Origin of the sequence: uncultured Solobacterium sp. (assembly GCF_963550625.1) — a bacterium.
Taxonomy (GTDB): domain Bacteria; phylum Bacillota_I; class Bacilli_A; order Erysipelotrichales; family Erysipelotrichaceae; genus Bulleidia.
This window is the reverse complement of sequence record NZ_CAUVCV010000012.1, coordinates 1-24,640: the sequence shown is the minus strand read 5'-3', so window position 1 is coordinate 24,640 and position 24,640 is coordinate 1. Positions and strand designations below refer to the sequence as shown.

The following is a 24,640-nucleotide window of genomic DNA, read 5'->3' as shown; positions in this document are numbered from 1 at the left end:
TTATCAATGTTATCACCTTTTTTGCCATCGACATAAATACAATCTTCTAAAGATTCTATGTCTTTATTTCTTGACGTAAAAGTTTTTACGCTATAGGACCATGAATAAAGTTCCTATTGCGATAAAGATACAGCCAACTAGTGACTTGAGAGTGAACTGTTCGTGTAAAAAGATAAATGCGAATACCAAAGTGATGACAACGCTTAGTTTATCAATTGGCACAACCTTTGAAGCCTGTCCTAACTGTAATGCACGATAATAACATAACCATGATATTCCCGTAGCTAAGCCTGACAAAATCAAAAATATCCAACTCTTTTTACTGATTTCACTAATACCCGAACTACTATTTGTTAGAAATACCATACCCCATGCCATGAGAACCACAACCATTGTTCGTATCGCTGTCGCAAGGTTTGAATTGACATTTTCAATTCCAACTTTTGCTAGGATTGAGGTAAGTGCCGCAAATACAGCTGATAATAACGCAAAGATGAACCACATTGTTACACACTTTCCTTTTTCTATGATTCTTTCACAAATCGTGCAATAAACTCCTCTTCCGAAAGAATTGGAATGTTGAGTTGTTTTGCTTTTGTGTTTTTGGATGATGACGAAGTCACATCGTTATTAATTAGATAATTGGTTGATTTGGACACAGAACCTGTTACCTTACCACCCTGTGATTCAATATAGGCCTTTAGTTCATTACGATTTGCGTAATGATGTACATCACCTGTCACAACAAATGTTAGCCCTTCGCAAAGATTACCACTTGCGACTGTATTGGAACGTTGTACGGTAATTTCATCTAAGAGGTCTTCCAGTTGTGCAATGTTTTCTGGATCTTTGCACCAACTCACAAAGGCATTGGACTTTTCTGGTCCGATTCCATCGATGGAACTAAATACCTCTGTTGTCTCTGTATTCCTTGCAATATCGACTAGTTCTCTAAATGGATACACAGAGAGTAATCGTTTTGCGACATCCTTGCCAATCAAAGGAATATTGAGCGCATAGATGAGTTTTGCCTCATCAATTTCTCTTGCCTTATCAATGGAATTCATAATATTCGCTGCTGACTTTTCGCCAAATCCTTCTAGCTCTGTTATTTCATCGCGATGTTTGGATAAGCGGAAGATGTCGCCATTCTTTGTAATCCAGCCTTCGTTGATGAATCTTGCTAGTGTTTGTTCTGAGATACCGTCGATATCCATACCTGCCTTTGATACAAAGCGATTGAATTTCTTTAGTTTCTTAGCAGGACAACTAGGATTTGTACACTTGAGGGTTTCTGTACCACGCTCACTCATATCTACAACTGTTTCACTATGACAAACAGGACAAGTGTCTGGAATATGGAACTCTCCCACTGCCTGTTTAACACTGATGACCTTTGGAATAATCTTATTTGCCTTAATAACTTCTAGTTCACTACCTGCATCACCAATTCCTAAACGTTTACATTCACTAATATTGCAGAGGGATGCACGTTTTACGGTTGTACCTTCAATTTCTACTGGTTCAAAAACTGCTACAGGTGTAATGGTAGATGCTGCGCAAGACCACTCAATATGTTCGAGTTTGGATAGTACTGATTCATCTTGCCACTTAAACGCAAAACCGGCTCTAGTCGCATGGTGCCCTGTTACAGAACCACTTGCCGCATATTCTGTATCATCATAGACAACAACTAAACCATCCACTGGATATGGATTGATTGCGTTCGTAACTTTCTTTGTAAACTGGTCAATCTCTGCGTTGATATTTACAAGTGTTGGATGTTTTACACACTCACGTTCAACAACTTGGAAACCTAGCTTCTCCAAATAGTCCATACGCTTGCCCCAAGATGTAATTTCTTCTTCCGTATAAACAAGTGTAAATGGAATCCAATGAATCTGACGTTTCTTCACTTCTTCGATATCTTTTAGGGTTAATGAACCTGACGCAAGGTTTCTTGGGTTTGCGTAATCTTCGCCAGACTCCATCACAAACTGATTAAAGTCTTCGTATGAAATCACTGCTTCACCACGGATAACAAGATGTCCCTTTTCAGAGATTGTCTGGGGAATTCCTTGGATTGCGGAGGACAAATGGGTAATGTTTGTACCAATATGACCATCTCCACGGGTAACGACTTTACTTAACTTTCCGTTATCATATGTCACAACAAGTGTTAAACCATCTAATTTCCAGGAAATCCAGATCGGTTTTCCTTCTGCCCACTTTTCAACTTCTTCTGGTTTTTTCGTTTTCGCAAGTGATAAAGCCAAGAATTCATGAGCCTCTTTTTGGCCTGCGGTATGGTCGCTAGAGACTTTCATTGTTGGAGAGTCTTCTAACACAACACCAGTTTCTTCTTCTAATTTTTTCAGTCGATCAAATAAGGCATCCCATTCATAGTCTGTCATCTGTTCTGCCTTACCGTCATAGTATGCATCAGCTGCTTGATTTAACTGTGCGACCATCTGTCGCATAAGTTCTAATTTATCTTCGCTCATGTTAACTCCTTAAATCTGTCTTCTTCTTGATACTTGGATGTCCTGCCGCAACCTTCTTGACGCCAAATGGATACGGGAATGCGATTTCCGCAATCTCATTTTTGATACTGATAACTAAGCCTTCACCAAACTTTGCGTGAATGACTGTATCACCTTTCTTTAATCCTGAAGGTTTTGCCTTTGCCATCTGTTGTGTAAAGGATGCAGCACTATTATCAAATAATCTTTCTGATAAACGCACCTCTCTTTGTGTATTACCTGCATGCATACCAGAACCTAAATGTTCAATGTATTCTGCATCGATTTCCTCGATAAATCGTGAAGTCGTTCGTACACGTTGAAGAATCATTGAGAATCCACCTGCTTCTGTTAGGTAGAGTTTATTTCTAGCTCTTGTAAAGGCTACGTACGCTAGACGTCTTTCTTCTTCCACCCCACGATGGCTTTCATTTACTGCTCTTTCATTTGGGAAGATTCCTTCGTTCATATCTGAGATAAAAACAGTATCGAATTCCAACCCCTTAGCCGCATGAACAGTCATTAACTGTACAAAATCACTTGCCAGTGTTTCTTCACGGTCGCCATAGAGGGATACTAACTGCAAGTATTCATCTAATGTACTCTCTGGATATGTCTCAGAGAATTCTTTGACGTCATCGATTAATTCTTTTAGGTTTTCAATACGATCTTGTTCCTTGGCTTCCGTTAACATCGCACGATAGCCACTTTCTTCAATGATTTGTTCAAATAGTTTAAAGATTTCTACCTCACCACTATTTGCGCATTTACGCCATGATTCAACCATGTTTACGAAGTTCTCCATTGTTGTTAGCATCTTGCCACTAAATAGAGAAGTATCTTTCAACACTTCATACATAGAAGTATTTCTTGCTCGTGCAGTTTCCACAATCAAATCCATCGTCTTATTTCCAATTCCACGCTTTGGACGATTGAGAATACGTTGTAATGCAAGATCATCCGCCGTTGTTACCATACGTAGATAACATAATGCATCCTTAACTTCCTGACGTTCATAGAAGCGTGTACCACCATAGATGATGTATGGAATTCTTTCATCAAGTAGTGCTTTTTCTAAGGAACGAGACAAGTAATTGGAACGATATAAAATTGCAATGTCATGATAACTCTTACCTTCACGATGTAAACTAGAAATCTTACCTGCAATCCAAGCTGCTTGATATTCATCACTCGCTGCAGAATAATGGGTAATCTTTTCATCGCTATGTCGATTGGTAAAGAGTTCTTTATCCACACGATATTTATTATTTTTGATAACAGAGTTTGCACCATTGAGAATTGCCTCAACAGAACGATAGTTTTCATTTAGAATGATTGTCTTAGCTTGTGGATAATCCTTAGCAAAGTTCATAATGATATTTACATCCGCTCCACGCCATGTATAGATTGTCTGATCTGGGTCACCTACTACAAGTAGGTTATTATTTGGACCTGTTAATTGGTTGATTAATTCGTATTGTTTTTTATCGATATCCTGGAACTCATCTACCAAGATATAGTTAAAATGTCTTTGCCATTTCTCTAGGATTTCTGGGAATTTCGCAAACATGCGTACAGTCCATAAAATCAAATCATCAAAGTCTAATGCATATAAATCTCTTTGACGCTTGTCATAGAACGCATATATCTCTGCCTTTACTTTATCCGCATGATAATCACCAGCCAAAACAAGCGCTCTTTCTGGTGTAATATCTGCGGTTTTATTATTGGCAATGTAGTCTAACATAGAACTATAGGAATATGTTGTCGCATCAATTCCTTGTAACTTATACGCTTCCTTGAGTACAGACTTTTGGTCTTCTGTATCCATGATAGTAAAGTTACGTGGATATCCCATCGCAATAATATCTTCGCGTAGAATACGTACACATAAGGAGTGGATAGTACTTACCCATGGTGCACTTGTCTGACTAGCAAGCATATTACGAACACGCTCTTTCATTTCATTCGCTGCTTTATTGGTAAATGTGATTGCCAAAATCTTCGTCGGCCACACATTTTCATCTTCAATTAAATGCACAATGCGCATTGTTAAAACTCTCGTCTTACCTGAACCTGCACCCGCAATAATTCTGAGGTACTTTTCTTTCGATAAGACCGCATCTTTTTGGTTTTCATTTAAACTATTTATATCAATCATCGCTACATACTCCACATTCTGCATTACTTCATTTTGATTCAAAATAACAATTTCGGTGAATCTATTTCCCGTAGGTTCTATTATACCATTGACTACCCTCAATGAGGGGCTGTAGCACAATGTAAATATATTATTTTCTTTTCTGAAACTCCTAAGGAAAGCGTGCAGTTCATGGTATAATGAGCAAAGAGGTAACCCCATGGCAAGAATAGCAAATCAATGGAAAGATTATACCTGCTTTGATGCAGGAAATGGCGAAAAATTAGAGCAGTGGAAAGGTATCGTTTTAAGACGTCCAGACCCACAAGCAATCTGGCCAGCAAAGCAGAATACAAACCTATGGCAAGATACAGATGCCATCTATCATCGCTCGGATAAAGGTGGTGGTCATTGGGAGTATCGCAAGAAGCTTCCAGAATCATGGACTATCAATTATAAAGATCTTACATTCAAGGTATCTCCAACTGGTTTTAAACATACAGGCTTATTCCCTGAACAAGCAGTGAACTGGGATTGGATGTCTGATCTAATCAAGAAATATCCAAATGAAGAGATTCATGTTCTCAATCTTTTTGCCTACACTGGTGGTGCTACCATGGCATGTGCCAAGGCTGGTGCTGCAGAAGTTGTGCACGTTGACGCATCTAAAGGTATGGTGCAATGGGCAAAAGAAAATCGTGACTTGTGTGGTCTTCAAAATAATAAAATTCGTTTTATCGTTGATGATTGCTTGAAGTTCGTTGAACGTGAAAAGCGCCGTGGACATACCTATCATGGTATCCTAATGGATCCACCTTCCTATGGAAGAGGTCCAAATGGTGAGATGTGGAAGTTTGAAAAAGAAGTCACAAAGCTAATCCAAGCTTGTGCAGAAATTCTTGATAAAGACGCATTATTCTTCTTAATCAATAGCTATACCACTGGTTTTTCTTCCATTGTTTTAGATAATACACTTCGTACGATGATTTTGCCAGATCATCCAAATGGTATTGTGGAAACTGGCGAAATTGCCCTTCCAATCACAAATCGCGATTTACTACTCCCATGTGGAATCTATGGCAGTTGGCAGAGAAAATGATCAACGTCCTCTACGAAGATAACCACGTCTTGTGCGTGGAAAAGCCAATCAATATTCCTGTCATGGAAGATGATTCTCACGACATGGATTTATTAACCATGTGTAAAGAATATCTCAAAGAGAAATATCAAAAACCAGGTAACGTATATTGTGGTCTAGTACATCGTTTAGATCGACCGGTTGGTGGCGTCATGGTATTTGCGAAGACCTCCAAAGCAGCTTCTCGTTTATCTGAGTCTGTTCGAACACACCAACTCAAGAAAGAATACCTCGCCATTCTCGATGGTATTCCTGCAAAGAAAAGTGATACGTTAGAAGATTATCTATCCAAGGATACGCGTACCAATACCGTCAGTGTGACTGACGCAAAACATGGTAAGAAATGTCATCTATCCTATGAAGTCATTAGCCAAAAAGAAAAACAGTCCCTTGTACATATCGTGCTTGGTACAGGTCGATCACATCAGATTCGCGTTCAATTCGCTAGTCGCAAATTACCACTCATTCACGATCAACGATATAATCCACATACAACAAAAGGTCCGATTGGATTGTACGCATTCCGCTTAACATTCCCACATCCAACCTTAAAAACACCTATCGTAGTACAAGCAACCCCTGCTTCATCAATATGGAAAGAATTTGAGGTGAACTATGACAAACTATAATAAAAATCCCCAAAGAGTACAGCACAGTAGCGGTACAATCAATCCACCAAGAAAACGCAAAAAACCAAGACGTCGTATTCGTCCTGAAATTCTGATTGGACTTGTGATTGTTCTTTGTATTCTGGTAACAGCACTCATACTGCCAAATATGATTACCAATTCAAAGCTAAAGGGTCTTGGCTATACCAATACACAAATCAAAGAAATCAAAAATGAAAGACTCACAAAAGAAATCTTAGACAATCGATACTACTCTGTGGCACTTGCAAATGCACTTGATAAAAAGACACTGAATGTGGATTATTTAGAACTTTACACATCTGTAAAAGATAATCGTGCATTAACTGCAGAAGACTTCTTACTTGCAAGTCGCCTTAAGGATAAGGGATATGAACAAGCACAGATTCTCAATCTCTTTAAGAATCTAGAATATTGGGAAATTACACCACTACTCGTATTCGATTATCAATGGGATGAAAAAGTATATATCGATGATTGTGTACTACATCGTGATACAAACTCAAAAGATTCTTTCACATTATCAAATAAGTTCATTGAACCAAATACAGAAAATATCGTATCTGACCCTTCTTCCATCACAGTATATGTGAATCAGAAGAATAATCTACCTGCAGAATACGCACCAGAAGATCTTCAGACAATCGATCTTCAATACGCCTCTCAAGGTGTACAATTACGCGCAGAAGCTGCCAAAAACTTTGAAGCACTTTCTGCCGCAAGTATCCAAAACAAGGTTCCATTCTTTGCGTCAACAGGATATGTATCCTACCAAGCATTAAAGGATATCTATAATTCCTATAACGCAGATGTAGCCAGCTTATATGCGGATGTCCCTGGACAATCCGAACAACAGACAGGTTACGCTGCAGATGTAAGTCCTACATATGAAGGTGGTGCCTTCTCACAGACAAACACCTATCAATGGCTCAAAGAAAACGCAACAGAATATGGATTTATCTTACGTTATCCTGTTTCAAAGGCAGCGATTACAGGCAATAAGTCTGAAACAAACCAGTTGCGTTACTTAGGCAAATCACTAGCTAAGGCTATCGTTGATTCCAATCTAACTTATGACGAGTATTACGCATTATATCTAGCAAGTTGGTCAGATGAGAAAAATATGCCAAAGGAAAACGTATTAAGTGCTACGAATTATCAAAAATATCTAAATGAAAAGTCCGACGAATGATCGGACTTTTTCTTTCTATTTGCCTAAGAACTTCAAGATTTCTTCACGTCTAGCTTCCATATCATTGTAGCCAAGTTCATATAAGGCCTTTGTCTTTTCAACATCACCCTTATAGCGAGATACCTTGATATTCTGTGATGGTAGGATATGTATTGCTTTACCCTGTTCTACTTGTTGGTTGATAATTTCAACTTGATGATAGTAGTTTAAATGACGGACATGATAGTCTTTGGCCATCTGTGGACACTTGCGATAGATGATGCGCATTAAGAATTCCACAAACTTACTTGCTGGCTTACGAACATAGTCCTTTGGCTTTGTAGTGATGACAAGTGTCTTTGTACATCCTTGTTCTAATGCACGCTCAATCGGAATCATCTTTGTAATACCACCATCGAGTAACTTCTTACCACGATAGTTTACAATCGCTGAAGCGATTGGAAGTGCACAACTACCTAACAATACTTGCATACTATCGTCCATTTCATCAATGCCATAGTATACTGTCTTGCCTTCATCTAGCACATAACAACCCACTTCAATATTTGCCTTTTGATCTAATAAAGGCTGAATTGTCATATGTGCTTCCTTCTTTAATACATCATTGAATAGATGATTATATGCCACAAAATGACCTTCTTTTAATAGCGCCTTAAACCCAACGATATCTGGTGCAATAGAGTATTTTGTCGCCAAATCGTAGGCAATCTTTGTTTCTTTTTGCCAATAAAGTGCTAGATATACCGAACCACTCGAAATACCAACACCATAATCAAATGTAATATTGTTGTCGTTTAACCACTTTACGGCACCTGCAGTATACGCTCCACGGATACCGCCGCCTTCCAATACTAAACCAATCTTTTCCATATAACCTCTTTTTTATACTAATGGGATAAATACATTTAGAACCGCTCTAAATACCTTTACGATCCATACTGTATCACGCACCTCTTCATATGTAACTTCTTGTGATACTTCAAGTGCTTCTAAGAAATTCTCTTTCATCTTATATACAGAATCTGTATCATACATCACCACACCATTTTCAAAGTGTAGGAAGTAACTACGATAGTCTGTATTCGCTGTACCCACGATACCGAATTTATCATCAGCCACCATATTCTTGGCATGGTTGAAGCCCGGTGTGTACTCATAGATTTTAACACCGTTTGAAATTAAATCGAAATAATGTCCACGGGTAATCTGGAATACAAGTTTTTTATCAGGAATATGTGGTGTTAAAATACGCACATCTACACCATTCTTCGCAGCCATCTTCAGTGCAGTCTTCATTGACTCCGTTAGGATTAGGTAAGGTGCGTCGATATAGATATATTCCTTTGCATGCTGAATCATATTTAAATGCACATTTAACGCAAATGGTTCTTCATCTGTAGGGGTATCGGAGTATGGTTGATAGAAACCCTTTGTATTCGCAGGATATTCATACTGCAAGCGATACTGTTCGTAATCAATACTATCATTTGTGCCACGAACATAGGTATACATCCCTAGAAACATACATGTAAAGGACCATACTGCATCCCCTTCAACCATGATGGCACTATCTTTCCAATAACCAAAACGATGATGTCGATTGATGTATTCATCCGAGATATTCACACCACCTGTAAAGGCAACACGGTTATCTACCACCGTAATCTTACGGTGGTCACGGTTATTCATAAGAGCTGCTAAAGATGGACGTATCTTATTGAAACGATAAGTTTCAATTCCACGTTTTTGAAGTTGTTTATCAAAGTGAATTGGGATATCCAATGCTCCAAAGTCATCATAGATCATGATAACTTTGACACCCTGTTGAACCTTTTCCTCAAGTAACGCAACTAAATCATCTAACATCCAACCTTGATTAATAATGAAATATTCCAAGAAGATAAAATACTTTGCGCTAGAAAGCTCTTTTTTAAATACTGGGTACCATTCTTCACCACTCTTGAAATAGGTGCTTGTTGTGTGTTCATAAACTGGAAATCCACCACCGCGAATCCCATAACGGAAGATCTGTTTTGCGTCTTCATCGTGGATATCATCAAGTATCGATTCATCTGGTTTGATTAGATCTGAAAGGGAACGTGTTGCACGTACGGTTCCATGATGTAGTTTTTTCGGCACCTTACGGTTTCCTGTAATCAGATAAAGTGGAACCCCAATCACTGGTGCAGCTAATACCAATAATAACCAACCAATCTTATACGATGGATCGTTTCTTCGATTGATAATATAGATTGCGATAATCAGCGCTAAGATATCAAGCACTGGCATTGCAGTTCCATAAGTTGTAGAACCATAAAACAGTATTACAAAAAATCCCAACTGTAATAGGAGCAGTGGAATCACTACCATTAATCGACCTGTCAGTACTCGCCATAATTTCTTCATAAAAGTATTATATCAAACTCCTTTGAATTCTCTAAATTAGAGTGTTAATAAATAAATGTTCTTCACTTTCTCACCACGCCGATATAGCCAATGATTCTTTGGAACATTCACTGTCTGCAGTAGCTCTGCATGTAGGGATTGTATTGTCTTATCACTTGCGATATTGTCTGGTGAACATGTAATAATCACATTGTGAAAATGATACTCTTCTTTTGCGATTTGAAGTAACAATTGGCATGCATGATAGGCATAATGGTTTCCACGAAATTCATCATAGATTCGATAACCTATATTTCCTGCATAGTATAATTCTTCATCCATGCCAAAGCGTAAATCACATTCACCAATACACTCATAATCTCCATGACGATAAATGCTATAAACAATCGACTTTGGTGAACGATTAAAAAATGAAACTGGAATCACTTCCCGAATCCTCAAATCGACACTATCCGATTCATATAGTTGTTTCTTTATCATCACAAGTTTCCTATAGTTTTTCTTTTACGATATATACTGGACGATTCTTTACTTCCATATATGTCTTTGCTAGGTATTGGCCAATCACACCAATGGACAATAGTTGTAGTCCAGATGCTAGTAAGATAATACATACCAGTGATGGCCAACCAGCAGTTGGATCACCAAACATTAGCTTACGGATTACAACAAATATAATCATCAAAAATGAAAGGACACAAAACAGCACCCCTACAAAGGACGACATCGATAATAGTGCTGTGGAATATGCGGTTAGACCATCATATGCATATCTCCATAACTGCCAAAATGACCACTTGGTTTGACCATATTTACGCTGTACATTCTCATATGCAACCCACTTTGTATTAAAACCAACCCAACTAAAGATTCCTTTCGAGAAACGATTCTTTTCTGTAACGGAAAGAACAGCTTCTACCACACGCGTATTCATAACACGATAGTCTCTTGCGCCATCCATTACTTTTGTCTGTGAGAAACAATTTAAGATTTTATAGAATAATTTCGCAAACCAAGAACGGATACGTGGCTCACCCTCTCGCGCAGTACGTCTAGCAACAACTTGATCTGCGCCCGCAAAAATCTCATCAATCATCTGTGGTAGTAATGATGGTGGATCTTGTAAGTCAACATCCATAATCGCAACTAAGTTTCCCGAGGCATGTTGAAGGCCTGCATAGATTGCGGCTTCCTTGCCAAAGTTACGAGAAAATGAGAGGAGCTTTACGCGCTTATCCTTTTGATGTAAATTCTTGATTTCTGTAACAGTTCCATCTGTTGAACCATCATCCACGAAAATCAATTGATACATGATTGCATGTTTTAAAAAGTAAGCGTCATTCTTACAAAATTCTTCGTAGAAATATTTGATGTTTTCTTCTTCGTTATAACAAGGAACGATAACTGTTAATAATTTCGGCATAATACTTCCCTCATCTTTGCACTTAAAATAGCATAATCATCGCTACACTTCAATGTAGGATGTTACTTCAAAAGTAAAAAGGTTTAACCAGATGGTCAAACCTTCGCTTCATTAGTCAGCGACTTCTTTCGCAATCTTGCGATAGATATCCTGTAATTCTTGTTTTTGTGCATCGGACAATTGTTTATCTGGATCATCCTTTGATAATTCAAAATCATCTAAAAGTGATACATGATAATCAACCAGCTTACCATTCTTTACACCGATAACTGCTGGCACATAGAAGCCTTTTTCACCAGATGAATTTACCTTTAATACTGGATCAATGTATTCTAGTAACTTCTTGTAGTCATCTTTTTCAACTTTCGCAGAAGCGTCGACGTAATAAATTGTTAAGTTTAATTCCTTTGCGACTTCATTTAACTCTGGAACAGCACGGTTACACCAAGCACATTCATCATATCCGTAATAAAGAATACCTGTTCCACCCTCTTCAAACATACGTAGAGATTCTTTCAATGTGATAAGTTGGAAATCTGCGACATCATTGCGAATCCACTTATAACCTTTCATATCTGCCTTTGTGGAATTTAATTTGATTGGATTTGTGATTGTGAGTGTATTTGAAGTTTCACTTGTAGATGTGTTCTTCTTACTCTCAGTTTTATTGAAACAGCCTGCTAGTAATACGACTGCTAATAAGCATGTTAAGATTTTTTTCATTTGATACCTCTTTTCTTTGCGTTTTAGTATAGCACAATTTTGAAAACTCAATCTATTTTTCTTACTTCAACAGAATGGGAAAAAGATTCAATCTTTTCACGTGTAGCCATACCCTTAGAGTATGCAGTCGCAGAACCGCAAGATGCCCCAAAGCGGAAGCTATCAACGATATTTCTGGAACGGTTATATTCCATCAAGAATCCCGCAACGAGAGAATCTCCAGTTCCTACTGTATTTACAATCGTTGTTGGATCTAATACATCACAATGGAAAGTACCTTCCTTACAAGCAAGTATCGCATTTCCATCCAGATCTAAAACCATGACATTTTCTACACCTTGTGCATGTAGGTCTTTCGCTGCACGGCTCATATCATCGACTGTTTCAACAGGATAGGATACAAGTTCTTTTACTTCTTCCTTTGTTGTCTTCAATAAGAAAATGCCTGTTGATAACATACTCCTTACAAGCTGAGCATCTGTATCCAATACAACCTTGATGCCATCTGCCTGTAACTTCTTTAAGATGGATACCATCTGTTCAACGGTATACGATGGTGTATTTCCAGCCAATACTAGTACATCGTTTTCATACAAAGTATTTAGTTTTCCTGCTAGATTATCTAAATCTTTATCTTGAATATATGGACCACATGCATTCATGTTTGTGTCAGTTGTAGAATTACACTTTACATTGATACGTGTATTTCCATCAATATAAGAGAAGTTAGGACGAATATCCTGATATTTCGTTAATAAACGTATATAGAAATCTTTTGTAAATCCACCAAGGAAACCAAATGCACGTGATGGAACACCTAAGTTGCTTAAAACAATAGAAATATTGATACCCTTACCACCCGCTTCATAGTATTCCAAATCAGAACGATTTGTTTTACCTGCTTCAAGCGGTTCTGAAAACTCCATGTAATAATCTAACGAAGGATTAATTGTACATGTACAAATCATATTACACCTCTGCTACGTTCTGAATAATCTTCAAGATTACTTGTACAGATAATTCTAATTCATCGATGACACAATATTCGAAGCGACCATGGAAGTTTCCACCACCACAACCAATATTAGGACATGGTAGTCCCATGAAGGAAAGTTGCGCACCATCAGTTCCACCACGGATTGGTTCTTGTAGAATATGAATTCCTAACTCTTCCATGGACTTTTTCGCAATCACAACAGCAGTTGGATCTTTATCCAATACTTCCTTCATATTACGATAACTATCCTTGATTTCAATTGAGACAGCACCTTCTCCATACTTTGTATTGATAAATTCAGCTGCCTTTAACATTAACTCTTTCTTCGCTGTTAACTTTTGATAATCATGATCACGAATAATGTATTCTAATTCAGCATTTTCTACATCACCCTTCATATCATGAAGATGGATAAAACCTTCCCATAACTCTGTATGTTCAGGTACTGCATGTGCAGGCATCATTGCTTGATATTCACATGCAAGCTTTGCCGCATTAATCATACGATTCTTTGCGGAACCTGGGTGAATGGAACGTCCTTTGAAATGTAATACTGCAGATGCCGCATTAAATGTTTCATCTGATAATTCACGTACTGTTCCGCCATCCATCGTATAGGCAAACTTAGCACCGAACTTCTTTACATCAAAGAAGCGTGGACCATTTCCAATTTCTTCATCCGGTGTAAATCCAATCGCAATCTCACCATGCTTTACTTCTGGATGTTCATGCAAGTATACAAGAGCTTCCATAATGGAGGTAATACCAGCCTTATCATCTGCACCAAGTAATGTAGTGCCATCCGTTACCATTAAACGCTTCCCCTTAAATTCCTTCATCCATGGGAAACGTTCCATCGATAATGTTACCTCTGGATTTAAAGCAATGTCATTGCCATCAAAGTTTTCAATGATACGTGGATTTACATTGGTACCACTAAAATCAGGGGCTGTATCCATATGTGCAATAAAGCCTACTGTATCAATTACTTTATCTGTATTTGATGGTAGCTTTGCGTATACATAACAATGTTCATCAACGGATACATCTTGTAATCCTAATTCTTTTAATTCCTCAACGAGAAGATTTGCTAAATCAAATTGTTTCTTTGAGGAAGGTGTTTCTTGTTCATTTGCAGGATCTGATTGTGTATCAATCTTGCAATAACGGATTAATCTTTCTGCTGCGCTCATATTCTTTACTCCTTTTTATTGTTGTAAGAATGAGTGTTCATATTGAATCCCATTCTTTACGTTTTCTAATGTTTGTTTATCACATAGTGTTTCAATGATTTTTAATGCAAAATCAATCGTCGCACCCATACCACGACCTGTAATCAAATTGCCATCTTTTACAGCCAATACTTGTTGGTATTCACCACCAAAACTTAACTCATCAAATGTTGGATAACAGGTATACTTTCTACCTTGCAGTAAACCACGATGACCCAGAATCGATGGAGCAGCACAAATGGCACAGGATAACTTCCCTGATTTAAAGTGTGCTTCATACAAATCAACGAGTTTCTGATTGTTTTCAAGATTTTGTGTACCTAATTTTCCACCCGGGAAAATCATAACATCATATTCATTTTGAAACTCGCTAAACAGTTTATCAGCCTGAATCTTCACTTGATAAGATGTTGTAACTGTCAGTGTCTCATTCATTGAAATCATATCAATGGTTAATCCTGCACGACGTAATAAATCAACAGTGATTAGACCCTCACAAGTTTCAAATCCATCTGCCATAAAAATTGCACATTTCATTTCAATATCTCCTATCGATTCGTTGTTTCTGTTTCAACTTATGATAAATATTATACACCTTTAAGGCTTTGCCTTATCATTTATACTCTATTTTATATATGTTTGTAGCATAGAAAAACCGCAGTATCTGCGGTATTCACTTTAAAATTTGACGAACTCGTTTTTGCAGTTCTTTCACAGTTTTCTCTTCAAACCAAGGATTTTTACCCAGCCATCTAAAGTTGAGTGGACTTGGATGAACAATTGGAAAATACTTTGGTAGATATTCTTGATAGTTTTCTACTGTTTCCGTTAAATTCTTCTTTTTCTCTTTGCCAAGATAATAATCGATAGAATACTTTCCAACCAACAACGTTAATTCAATATTCGGCATTAACTTTAAAAACTTCTCATGATATTCTTGCGCAATGAACTTACGTGGTGGTAAATCACCTGTTTTTGCCTTACCAGGATAATAGAAGTCCATTGGTAAGATTGCGATATCCTTGCTATAGAATTCTTTATCATCAATTCCCATCCACTTACGTAAGCGAATACCAGATTGATCATCGAAAGGAATTCCTGATCTTTCTACATGTGACCCTGGAGCTTGTCCGATAATTAAGATTTTTGCGCTAGCATCTGCCTGTAAGATGGGACTGTATCCGTTCTTTGTATATTCTTTATTTCGTGGATCTTTTTTCAACTCTTCTAATAATTCATCTATTTTCATCTGTATGACCTCTGAAAGAAAAAATCCCGCTATCTTTCGATAACAGGATATATCAATTACATTTCAGATTCAATCTTTCCGATTTCACGAGCGTGTCTTCTACGATCGATTTCTGTTAAATACTTCTTACGAATACGAATATCTTCTGGTGTAATTTCTACAAGTTCATCATCATTGATAAATTCAATCGCAGCTTCTAATGACATGATACGTGGTGGAACAAGCTTCATCGCTTCATCGTTACCAGTGGAACGAACAGCTGTCATCTTCTTATTCTTGATTGGATTAACACCCATATCCATATTCTTAGCAGATACACCGATAATCATACCTTCATAAACAGGTGTCTGTGCACCGATGAATAACTGACCACGTTCCTGAATATTCCAAAGAGCGTATGTCATAGCACTACCTGTTTCAGTAGAAATGAGTGCACCATTTTCACGTTGTGGAATTTCACCCTTAAATGGTTCATAACCATCTAAACGCTGTACCATAGTACCTTCACCATGTGTCATATTGATGAAGTCGGATCTAAATCCGATTAATCCACGTGTAGGACACTTATAAGTGATACGTGTATATGTGCCAATTTCTTCCATGTCAGAAAGAATACCCTTACGTACATTGAGGGCAGAGATAACAGAACCAGAATATTCTGTTGGAACGTCAATCACAACTTCCTCGATAGGTTCACATGTAACACCATCAATCTTCTTCATAATAACTTCAGGACGTGATACTGCAATTTCAAAGCCTTCACGACGCATTTGTTCTAGTAAGATTGTTAAGTGTAATTCACCACGACCAGATACCTTAAATGTATCTGTAGAATCTGTATCTTCAACCTTTAAACCAACATTTACTTCAAGTTCTTTATCTAAACGTTCACGAATATTACGTGAAGTTACAAACTTACCAACTTGTCCAGCAAATGGAGAATCATTAACCATGAAGTTCATGGAAAGTGTTGGTTCTTCAATCTTTAACATTGGCATTGGATCTGGAGCACCTTGAGGACAGAGTGTATCACCAATATTAATATCAGGGATACCAGAAATCATACAGATTTCACCACACTGGATTTCTTCGACTGGAATACGACTTAATCCCTTGTAGATAAAGATCTGATTTGTCTTTCCTTGGTGTGCACTACCATCCGCATTACATACTGTATAAGATGTCGCAGCCTTTAATGTACCTTTATATACACGTCCAATTCCTAAACGTCCAATATAATCATCATACGCAAGTGCACTGATTTGCATCTGTACCGGCTCACCAATCAGGTTTGGATAAGCTTGTGTATGATGGATAATTGTTTCAAATAGTGGCACGATATCTTCATTTGTACCATCCTGCTCGTAATTAACAATACCCTCTCTAGCCTTACCAAATAGGATTGGGAAGTCTAACTGATCATCTGTTGCGTTTAGTTCGAGGAACAATTCATATACTTCATCGATAACTTCATTAGCACGAGCATCCTGCTTATCCATCTTATTGATTAATAAGATAGGACGAAGACCTGCTTCTAATGACTTCTGCAACACGAAACGTGTCTGTGGCATTGGTCCTTCTGCTGAGTCTACTAACAAGATAACCGTATCAACTGTTTTGATAATACGCTCAACTTCGGAAGAGAAGTCTGCGTGACCTGGTGTATCAACGATATTAATCTTGTAGTCTTTGTATGTTACAGAGCAGTTCTTGGAATAAATAGTAATTCCTCTTTCACGTTCGAGATCGTTGGAGTCCATAATGCAGTCTACAACCTTTTCGTTATCTTTAAATACATGACTCTGTTTGAGGAATGCGTCTACTAACGTTGATTTTCCAGCGTCAACGTGAGCAATCACAGCAATGTTAATAATCTTTTGATAATCCATCTTCTCTTCACCTTCTTTTAAGCATAAGCGGATAAATTATATATTTTATAGCCATAAATTACAACCCAAACCCACTTAAAATACAGATGTTTTCATTGACGATAGATGTGGAGGTTGCTATAATATTTGAGCGATGCACCAGTGGTGGAATCGGCAGACACGTACGCTTGAGGGGCGTATGAGGCAACTCGTGCAAGTTCAAGTCTTGTCTGGTGCACTAATTTAACCCACAACAGTGGGTTTTTTTATGCTTCCACCTACATTTTCATATGTACTTTCATGAAAAATATTGCAAGTCGGTATTTAATTTCAATAAAAGTAATGTAAGCGGTATAAAATCTCTTTACTTTTATTAGTAGCAAAATTATCATGTATATCTATAGGAGGAAAAGAGTAAATATGAAAAAAGTATTGATTCCGGCTTTAGCTTTAACTATGGCTTTATCCTTTGCCGGCTGCTCAAAATCTGAAAAAACAGGTTCTACAGCAGAAACAAAAGAGACAGTAAAGACAGACTACGATGTAGTAGTTATTGGCGCTGGTGGAGCTGGTCTTACTGCCGCTATTACTGCAGCTGAAAACGGTGCATCCGTTGTTGTTGTTGAAAAGATGGCAGCTATCGGTGGTAACACAGCTCTATCTGGTGGTGAAATGGCAGCACCTGGTAACTGGTTACAAAAAAAGGAAGGCATCGAAGATAGTGCTGATAAGTTCTATGAAGATGTCATGAAGGGTGGCGACTACAAGGCTAACCCTGAACTCGTTAGAGTTTTAGCTGACAACGCTTTAAGCGCTGCTGAATGGTTACGTGATGACATTAAGGTTGACTTCGAAGACAAGATGATGTTCTTCGGTGGACACAGCGTAATGCGTTCCTTAGTGCCACACAACGAATCTGGTGTTGAAATCATCCAGAAGTTAAAGGCTAAGGCTGACGAATTAGGTATCACAGTATTAACAAACACAAAGGCTACTGAATTAGTAGAAACAGACAAGAAGGTTACTGGCGTTAAGGCAACAACAAAAGATGGTGATGTAACATTCACAGCTTCTAAGGGTGTTGTTCTTGCGACAGGTGGTTTCGGTTCTAACATTGAAATGCGTAAGGAATACAATCCAGAAATGGATGAAAAGATCCTATCTACATGTTCTCCAGGAAGTACTGGTGACGGTATTGTAATGGCTGAAAAGATCGGTGCAGCTACAGTAGATATGTCATATATCCAAACATATCCAACATGCGACATCACATCTGGCACATTATTATATGTTGGTGACGTACGTTTAGCTGGTAGATCAATCCTTGTTAACAAGGAAGGTAAGCGTTTCGTTGAAGAACTAGAACGTCGTGACGTTATCTCTAAGGCTGTTACAGAACAGACTGGTGGCGTTTCATACATGTTCTGGGATGAAGCATCTATGGAAGCTTCTGGTGTTAAGGAAGCTCACCCTGAAGAATACGAAAGACTCATCAAGGAAAAGCACTTAGTGAAGGCTGATACAATTGAAGAAGCTGCTGCTTTCTTCGGTATTGACGCTGAAGCATTAAAGAAGACTATCGCAGATTACAACCAATACGCTGCTGATGGTAAGGACTTAGAATTTAATAAGCGTGGTAAGTTAGTTGCCTTTGGTGAAGGTCCATACTACATCATGGTTTCACAACCATCTGTTCACCACACAATGGGTGGTGTTGTAATCAACACTAACGCTCAAGTATTAGACAAGGATGGCAAGGCTATCGCTGGTCTATACGCTGCTGGTGAAGTTACTGGTGGTATCCACGGTACAAACCGTCTAGGTTCTGACGCTATCGCTGATATTACAGTATTCGGTAGAATCGCTGGCGAACAAGTATCTAAGTAATAAACATATAAAGCGAGATGTTATCATCCCGCTTTTTTATTTTGGTAACTACTATCATTTTTACATCTTTTTTACTGTAACAATCGTATTACTACATGAATTTACTATGATTTTAATATCATCAGTAATACATATCCAATTCCTTCCTTCTTTGGATATCTTACAATTCTTATCTCTTATTTTATTTTTACAATACTCGACAACATCTTCTATATCTGAACTCAAACTTTCTTGGATTCTAATTAGTCCTTTAGACGTTGTATTCATATTATCTATATTTAATAAAAATTCTTCTACTGTTTCATTTTTAAGTATTTTAGTATTATTTGAAAGGTATTTCTTTACATCTTTTACGTAATTCTCTATACATTCTTTCCATTCATCATCATTTCCCCACCAATGATATTTTGAATAATTCATTCTATCCAAAACTTTAGATGGGTAGATTTTTTTCAATCTCCAATTACAAATATGTTTACTTTTAATGATACATTCTATCAGACTATTTTTATGTCTAGATTTTCCTAAGACAACAAGTTTATCCCCACCATCTCCCCATTGATGTGGAGCAATATATACTTTAGTACCAGGAGAAAAAAGTTTTACACCAGATTTTATTTCATGTTCTTCCCCATAAAATCTTTTATCAACTATATTTCCAACCATACACCATCTCCAGGGATAATTTTTAACTTTGTTTTCTACCATAGTCATTTTACCTTGACCTAATTATAGCATGTAAAAAAGCCTCGATAACGAGGCTAATTCCATTGTTTAAAATCGTTATGATATAACTGAGAAAGTTCTTTTGGTTCTACACTGCCTTGTGGATATGTATAGACTGGAAGATTTGCGTCAGTATACATCTGCTTTAAAGCATCGATATATTCCCAACTATATTCAATCATCTCCCACTTAGTAAACCACGAGTTATCACCAATCATGCACGCATGTAACATTCTTTCGTATGCTTCTGGTGTGTTTAACTTAAAGATTAAATTACAGTTTTGGCAGAAGTCCATCTGTGCTTTTGTAATACTATCTTCACCTGGTGTCTTGATATTAAATTCAAGATATACTCCTTCTGTCGGCTGAATCTTAATCACTAGTACATTAGGATCTACATCCTCACGCTGTCTTTTGAATGTGATTTTAACTTCAATCTCACGTCGAGCCATTTTCTTACCTGTACGGATATAGAATGGTACACCTTGCCAACGTTCATTATCAATAAACAGTTTTAATCCCGCAAATGTTTCGGTAGTAGATGCAGGGTCCACATGTAGTTCTTCTCTATATCCTTCATACTGCCCCATCAATAGTGTGTCTTGAATCTTTAGTTCATTGACTGGACGTAGTTGTTTTAGAACTTCAAGTTGTTGTTCATTCATATTACCAGTTGGATCATCTACTGCTACGATACTCATAATTTGTAATAAATGGTTTTGAACCATATCTTTCAGAGCACCTGCGTGATCATAATAGTTTCCTCTTGTTTCAACACCAACTTCTTCCAGCGCAGAAATCTGAACATAATCAATGTTGTCTTTGTTCCAAACATTGTTAAATAGTAAGTTGGCATCACGAATTGTTAGAATGTTACGAACCATCTCTTTTCCAAGATAATGGTCTATACGGTAAATATGGTCACTTCCAAATAAATTCTCTAATTTTTTGCTTAGGAATTTTGCAAGTTCTAAACTTGCACCAAATGGCTTTTCCAATACAATCTTTGGATCATGCATGTTTTTCATTGTAGAGACACCATCTGTAATTCCTTCAAAGAAATCTGGTGCTACCGCATAATAAACAACATGATTCTCAGTTGGATGTTCTTCGTAGTATTGGTCTAATAACTCATATTGAGCTTGATCGGTAAAATCCATGCGGAAGTAATGAATATGTTTAAAGAATGCTTGTAACTGCTCATCTTTTACCTTTACTTGGGCAAACTCGCTAATCCAAGGTTCTATAATCTCATGGTAATCCGCATCTGTGTAATCACGTCTTCCAATTGGAGTAATTAAGAACTCTTCAGGAAGCTGATTTTTAATAAATAGATTATACATAGCAGGTAGAAGCTTACGATATGTTAAGTCTCCTGTTCCACCAAATATTGTAAGTGTTAATTTATTCATGGCTACCCCACTGATGGTGTTCAAAGCCTTCACGGTCGACTCTTTGATATGTATGTGCACCAAAGAAATCACGTTGGCCCTGAATAATATTCGCACCTAGACATACACTAGATAATTGGTTGATGTATGTAAGTGCAGCAGTAAATACTGGTAATGGTAAATCAATGGATTGTACAATTATCTCTTTTAGTGCTGGTGTATTTTCTAATACTTCATTTTTGAATACTGGATATAGAAGTAAATCATCTGCGCCATTATCATATGCATGCATGATATCTTGTAATAACTTTGCTTGGATAATACATCCAGCTCTAAAGATAGCCGCAATCTGCTTGAGATTTAAATCCCAACTATACTTATTAGACGCATCACGATATAAATTGAATCCCTGTGCAAAGGCAACTGTCTTAGCTAATTTATATGCTTGATGTACCTTTTCAATATCAACATTCTTCTTATGAATTCCACTTTCCTTGCGATATGCATCGCGTAATGCAAGTTGGTTAGACATAATACGTGCTTGATACGCTGCTGTTAATAAAGACGCATTAAATTCTTGTCGAAGTGCTTCAATACTTGTCCAACGACCTGTACCCTTATTTCCTGCAACATCTAAAATCACATCAACAAGGTCATGTTCTGTAATAGAATCTTTTTCACGTAACACAGTTACTGTGATATCGACAAGATAGCTCTGCACATCTCCTTGATTCCATTGTTCTAACACATCCGCAATTTCGCTATTTGTATAACCTGCGGTGTACTTTAGAATTAAATATGTTTCCGCAAGCAACTGCATATCCGCATATTCAATTCCATTATGTACCATCTTTACATAGTGACCACTACCTTCTGGTCCGATATATGCACAACATGGTTCTCCATCTTTCTTAGCAGAGATATCTTCCAATATCTTTCCTACAGAAGCGTACGCATCCTTATCTCCAGATGGCATAATACTCGGACCTTTTAAAGCACCTTCTTCACCACCAGATACACCAACACCAAAGTACTTTAATCCATGGCTAGCCATCTGCTTATGACGACGATTTGTATCTTCAAAGTAAGAGTTACCACCATCCATGATGATGTCTCCTTCATCTAATAGATCAACGAGTTGTAATAAGACATCATCAACTGGTTGGCCAGCTGGTACCATCAAAAATACACGACGTGGCTTTTCAAGAGAATTTACAAAATCCTCTAGTTTTTCAAAACCACTAAATCCAGGGATGTTCTCATCGATTAATACTTTCGTACGTTCGAAAGAACGATTATATCCACTTACCTTGTAGCCATGGTTTAGCATATTTAATGCAATATTCTTTCCCATGACACCTAATCCAATTACACCTATATTACTCATGTTCATTTCTCCTCATAATAATAGAAACACCTTCTGGAATTGTTACTGTAGATACCACATCCTGTACGTATGCATGTTTAATAGGTAGTACACTTAGTGAATCCGAAAAGCGATTTGCGACGATAATATCATCATCCACAATCACAAAGTCACGTGGATGTTTACCAGCACATGATGTCACTTGAATACGTTCGATATCTTTTCCAGATACATGTAGCACTGTAATGACATCCTGTGTACGTGTTGATACGTATAAATAATCACCCTTCTTACGTATTGCGGCTGTATCTTTCACATGTGAAAGACCGTTTTCTAACAGTTCTACTGTATTTACAACTTTCTTTGCATGCATGTCTACAACATATAGAAGATTACTTAATTCGCCTACCACATATAGGTATTTCTCATCATCTGAGAACACCGCATGTCTAGGTCCACTACCTTCTTCAAATTGAATCTCATCTATAACCTTAAAATCTTTATCAAGAATCTTTATCTGATCCAAAAAGAGACATGGCACCAGATATTGATCCTTGTATGGAATAACCTGATGACATCCAGCCTTTTCTTTGATATGTGTTCTTTCAAGCAGTTCTAATTTGTTATTTTCAAAACGCAATAGTGTTACATCTCCACTATGGAAGTGAGCTGTAAAGATCAAGTTGTCTTTTACACCAACGTAACAGGATGTAAATGCTTCAAAAACAATATGATCAATTTCATGACCACTCAAATCAAAGACAGCTACACCAGAGCCTTCCTCGAAATCACATACGGCTACGATATAATCATTCAACCATGCTAAATATTTTGGATTACACACTTTTGTAAATAAGCGGACGTCTTTTACCTTACGTTCTTCATATGTAAACGCATAAATACCTTCACTTTTTTCGGATGTATACGTTCCTACGTATCCTGTATATGACATTTTTAGCTCCTTTTTTTATTTCTATTGTTTTTATTGTATTCTCTTTTATTTAAAAACACTGCTATTTTGCCCTAAAACGCAAAAAAGCCAGAGTTCTCTGACTTTTATATTTCTTTGGATTTTTCCAGTGCAGACGCAATCACCTTATCCATATCATAGTACTTATACTCACCCAAACGACCACCAAAAAGAATATTTGTTTCGTGTGAGGCAAGTTCCTTATACTGTTCATATAAAGCAGTATTCTTTTCGTCATTGACTGGATAGTAAGGATCATCACCCTGTTTCCATTCAGAACTATATTCACGACTAATGACAGTCTTTGGCAAATCATTGCCTTCTTCATCTTTTCCAAATGTAAACCACTTGTGCTCAATAATACGTGTCCAAGGTGTTTCACGGTCTGTATAGTTTACAGCTGCATTTCCTTGGAAATTTGGAATATCTAAGAGTTCATTTTCAAAACGAACAGAACGATACTCTAATGTACCTAAGCGATAATCAAAATAAGCATCGATTGGGCCAGTATAGACTACCTTTTCCGCAAGTGCGTCATACTCATCTTTCACTTCAAGATAGTCAACATTAAGTCGTACTTCAATACCTGCAAGCAGGTTTTCAACTAGCTTTGTATAGCCACCAACAGGGATACCCTGATAGAGCGCATTAAAATAGTTATTATCAAACGTTAAGCGTACTGGTAAACGTTTGATGATAAATGCTGGTAGTTCAGTACAAGGCCTTCCCCATTGTTTTTCTGTATATCCTTTGATTAGTTTCT

The 24,640-nt window shown here is 37.4% G+C and carries 22 protein-coding genes and 1 tRNA gene; 5 read left to right on the top strand and 18 right to left on the bottom strand.

Annotated elements, in window-relative coordinates; genetic code table 11:
* Nucleotides 1-90: 90 nt before the first annotated feature.
* The 3 genes from RYK16_RS06635 to RYK16_RS06625 are packed head-to-tail and all read right to left on the bottom strand — an operon-like array spanning nt 91 to nt 4,683.
* Nucleotides 91-504, bottom strand: a complete 414-nt coding sequence (locus RYK16_RS06635; RefSeq protein ID WP_314851478.1) for an EamA family transporter — start codon at nt 502-504, stop codon at nt 91-93.
* Between the two features lie 20 nt (nt 505-524).
* Nucleotides 525-2,504: an NAD-dependent DNA ligase LigA gene (gene ligA, locus RYK16_RS06630; protein WP_314851477.1), complete on the bottom strand. Its 1,980-nt coding sequence runs from the start codon at nt 2,502-2,504 to the stop codon at nt 525-527.
* Nucleotide 2,505: 1 nt separating this feature from the next.
* Complete coding sequence (locus tag RYK16_RS06625) at nt 2,506-4,683, bottom strand: UvrD-helicase domain-containing protein (protein ID WP_314851476.1); 2,178 nt, start codon at nt 4,681-4,683, stop codon at nt 2,506-2,508.
* A gap of 199 nt (nt 4,684-4,882) precedes the next feature.
* Between RYK16_RS06625 and RYK16_RS06620 the strand changes: the two genes are divergently transcribed.
* The 3 genes from RYK16_RS06620 to RYK16_RS06610 are packed head-to-tail and all read left to right on the top strand — an operon-like array spanning nt 4,883 to nt 7,639.
* Nucleotides 4,883-5,761, top strand: a complete 879-nt coding sequence (locus tag RYK16_RS06620) for a class I SAM-dependent methyltransferase (RefSeq protein ID WP_314851475.1) — start codon at nt 4,883-4,885, stop codon at nt 5,759-5,761.
* Nucleotides 5,746-6,429, top strand: a complete 684-nt coding sequence (locus tag RYK16_RS06615; protein ID WP_314851474.1) for an RNA pseudouridine synthase — start codon at nt 5,746-5,748, stop codon at nt 6,427-6,429. Before RYK16_RS06620 ends, RYK16_RS06615 begins: the two co-directional genes overlap by 16 nt.
* Complete coding sequence (locus RYK16_RS06610; protein WP_314851473.1) at nt 6,416-7,639, top strand: M15 family metallopeptidase; 1,224 nt, start codon at nt 6,416-6,418, stop codon at nt 7,637-7,639. Before RYK16_RS06615 ends, RYK16_RS06610 begins: the two co-directional genes overlap by 14 nt.
* A gap of 15 nt (nt 7,640-7,654) precedes the next feature.
* On the opposite strand, the gene RYK16_RS06605 is transcribed toward RYK16_RS06610, so the two are convergent.
* The 10 genes from RYK16_RS06605 to typA form a co-directional block, all read right to left on the bottom strand.
* A complete protein-coding gene (locus RYK16_RS06605) occupies nt 7,655-8,509 on the bottom strand; it encodes a patatin family protein (RefSeq protein ID WP_314851472.1) in 855 nt (284 codons plus the stop codon).
* A gap of 12 nt (nt 8,510-8,521) precedes the next feature.
* A complete protein-coding gene (gene cls / locus RYK16_RS06600) occupies nt 8,522-10,045 on the bottom strand; it encodes a cardiolipin synthase (RefSeq protein ID WP_314851471.1) in 1,524 nt (507 codons plus the stop codon).
* Nucleotides 10,046-10,081: 36 nt separating this feature from the next.
* Nucleotides 10,082-10,525, bottom strand: coding sequence for a GNAT family N-acetyltransferase (locus RYK16_RS06595; protein ID WP_314851470.1), 444 nt, complete (start codon nt 10,523-10,525; stop codon nt 10,082-10,084).
* A gap of 10 nt (nt 10,526-10,535) precedes the next feature.
* Nucleotides 10,536-11,468: a glycosyltransferase family 2 protein gene (locus RYK16_RS06590; protein WP_314851468.1), complete on the bottom strand. Its 933-nt coding sequence runs from the start codon at nt 11,466-11,468 to the stop codon at nt 10,536-10,538.
* Between the two features lie 111 nt (nt 11,469-11,579).
* Nucleotides 11,580-12,191 (bottom strand): hypothetical protein, encoded by a 612-nt coding sequence (locus RYK16_RS06585; RefSeq protein WP_294020684.1) that lies wholly within the window; start codon nt 12,189-12,191, stop codon nt 11,580-11,582.
* Between the two features lie 47 nt (nt 12,192-12,238).
* Complete coding sequence (locus RYK16_RS06580; protein WP_314851467.1) at nt 12,239-13,159, bottom strand: 1-phosphofructokinase family hexose kinase; 921 nt, start codon at nt 13,157-13,159, stop codon at nt 12,239-12,241.
* 1 nt (nt 13,160) lies between these two features.
* Nucleotides 13,161-14,381 carry a peptidase T gene (pepT, locus tag RYK16_RS06575; RefSeq protein ID WP_314851466.1) on the bottom strand — a complete coding sequence of 407 codons (1,221 nt, stop codon included), beginning with the start codon at nt 14,379-14,381 and terminating at the stop codon, nt 13,161-13,163.
* 15 nt (nt 14,382-14,396) lie between these two features.
* Complete coding sequence (locus tag RYK16_RS06570; protein WP_314851465.1) at nt 14,397-14,957, bottom strand: DJ-1 family glyoxalase III; 561 nt, start codon at nt 14,955-14,957, stop codon at nt 14,397-14,399.
* 136 nt (nt 14,958-15,093) lie between these two features.
* Nucleotides 15,094-15,669 (bottom strand): uracil-DNA glycosylase family protein, encoded by a 576-nt coding sequence (locus tag RYK16_RS06565; RefSeq protein ID WP_314851464.1) that lies wholly within the window; start codon nt 15,667-15,669, stop codon nt 15,094-15,096.
* Between the two features lie 56 nt (nt 15,670-15,725).
* Nucleotides 15,726-17,558: a translational GTPase TypA gene (gene typA, locus RYK16_RS06560; RefSeq protein ID WP_314851463.1), complete on the bottom strand. Its 1,833-nt coding sequence runs from the start codon at nt 17,556-17,558 to the stop codon at nt 15,726-15,728.
* A gap of 135 nt (nt 17,559-17,693) precedes the next feature.
* Here typA and RYK16_RS06555 point away from each other — a divergent pair.
* Both RYK16_RS06555 and RYK16_RS06550 read left to right on the top strand, forming a co-directional pair.
* A tRNA-Leu gene (locus RYK16_RS06555) sits at nt 17,694-17,775 on the top strand.
* A gap of 182 nt (nt 17,776-17,957) precedes the next feature.
* A complete protein-coding gene (locus RYK16_RS06550; protein WP_294207705.1) occupies nt 17,958-19,424 on the top strand; it encodes a flavocytochrome c in 1,467 nt (488 codons plus the stop codon).
* 60 nt (nt 19,425-19,484) lie between these two features.
* Here the strand turns inward: RYK16_RS06550 and RYK16_RS06545 are convergent, their stop codons facing one another.
* From RYK16_RS06545 to RYK16_RS06525, 5 genes are all read right to left on the bottom strand, one after another.
* Nucleotides 19,485-20,132: a DUF3781 domain-containing protein gene (locus RYK16_RS06545; protein ID WP_314851462.1), complete on the bottom strand. Its 648-nt coding sequence runs from the start codon at nt 20,130-20,132 to the stop codon at nt 19,485-19,487.
* Nucleotides 20,133-20,185: 53 nt separating this feature from the next.
* The gene (zwf, locus tag RYK16_RS06540) at nt 20,186-21,562 is read right to left on the bottom strand and encodes a glucose-6-phosphate dehydrogenase (RefSeq protein ID WP_314851461.1); all 1,377 of its coding nucleotides are present in this window, start codon (nt 21,560-21,562) and stop codon (nt 20,186-20,188) included.
* Nucleotides 21,555-22,928, bottom strand: coding sequence for an NADP-dependent phosphogluconate dehydrogenase (gene gndA, locus RYK16_RS06535; protein ID WP_314851460.1), 1,374 nt, complete (start codon nt 22,926-22,928; stop codon nt 21,555-21,557). The genes zwf and gndA overlap by 8 nt, the downstream gene beginning before the upstream one ends.
* Nucleotides 22,921-23,859, bottom strand: coding sequence for a beta-propeller fold lactonase family protein (locus tag RYK16_RS06530; protein WP_314851459.1), 939 nt, complete (start codon nt 23,857-23,859; stop codon nt 22,921-22,923). Before RYK16_RS06530 ends, gndA begins: the two co-directional genes overlap by 8 nt.
* A 104-nt stretch (nt 23,860-23,963) precedes the next feature.
* On the bottom strand, nt 23,964-24,640 hold a 677-nt coding region (locus RYK16_RS06525; RefSeq protein WP_314851458.1), incomplete at its 5' end, for a UDP-galactopyranose mutase.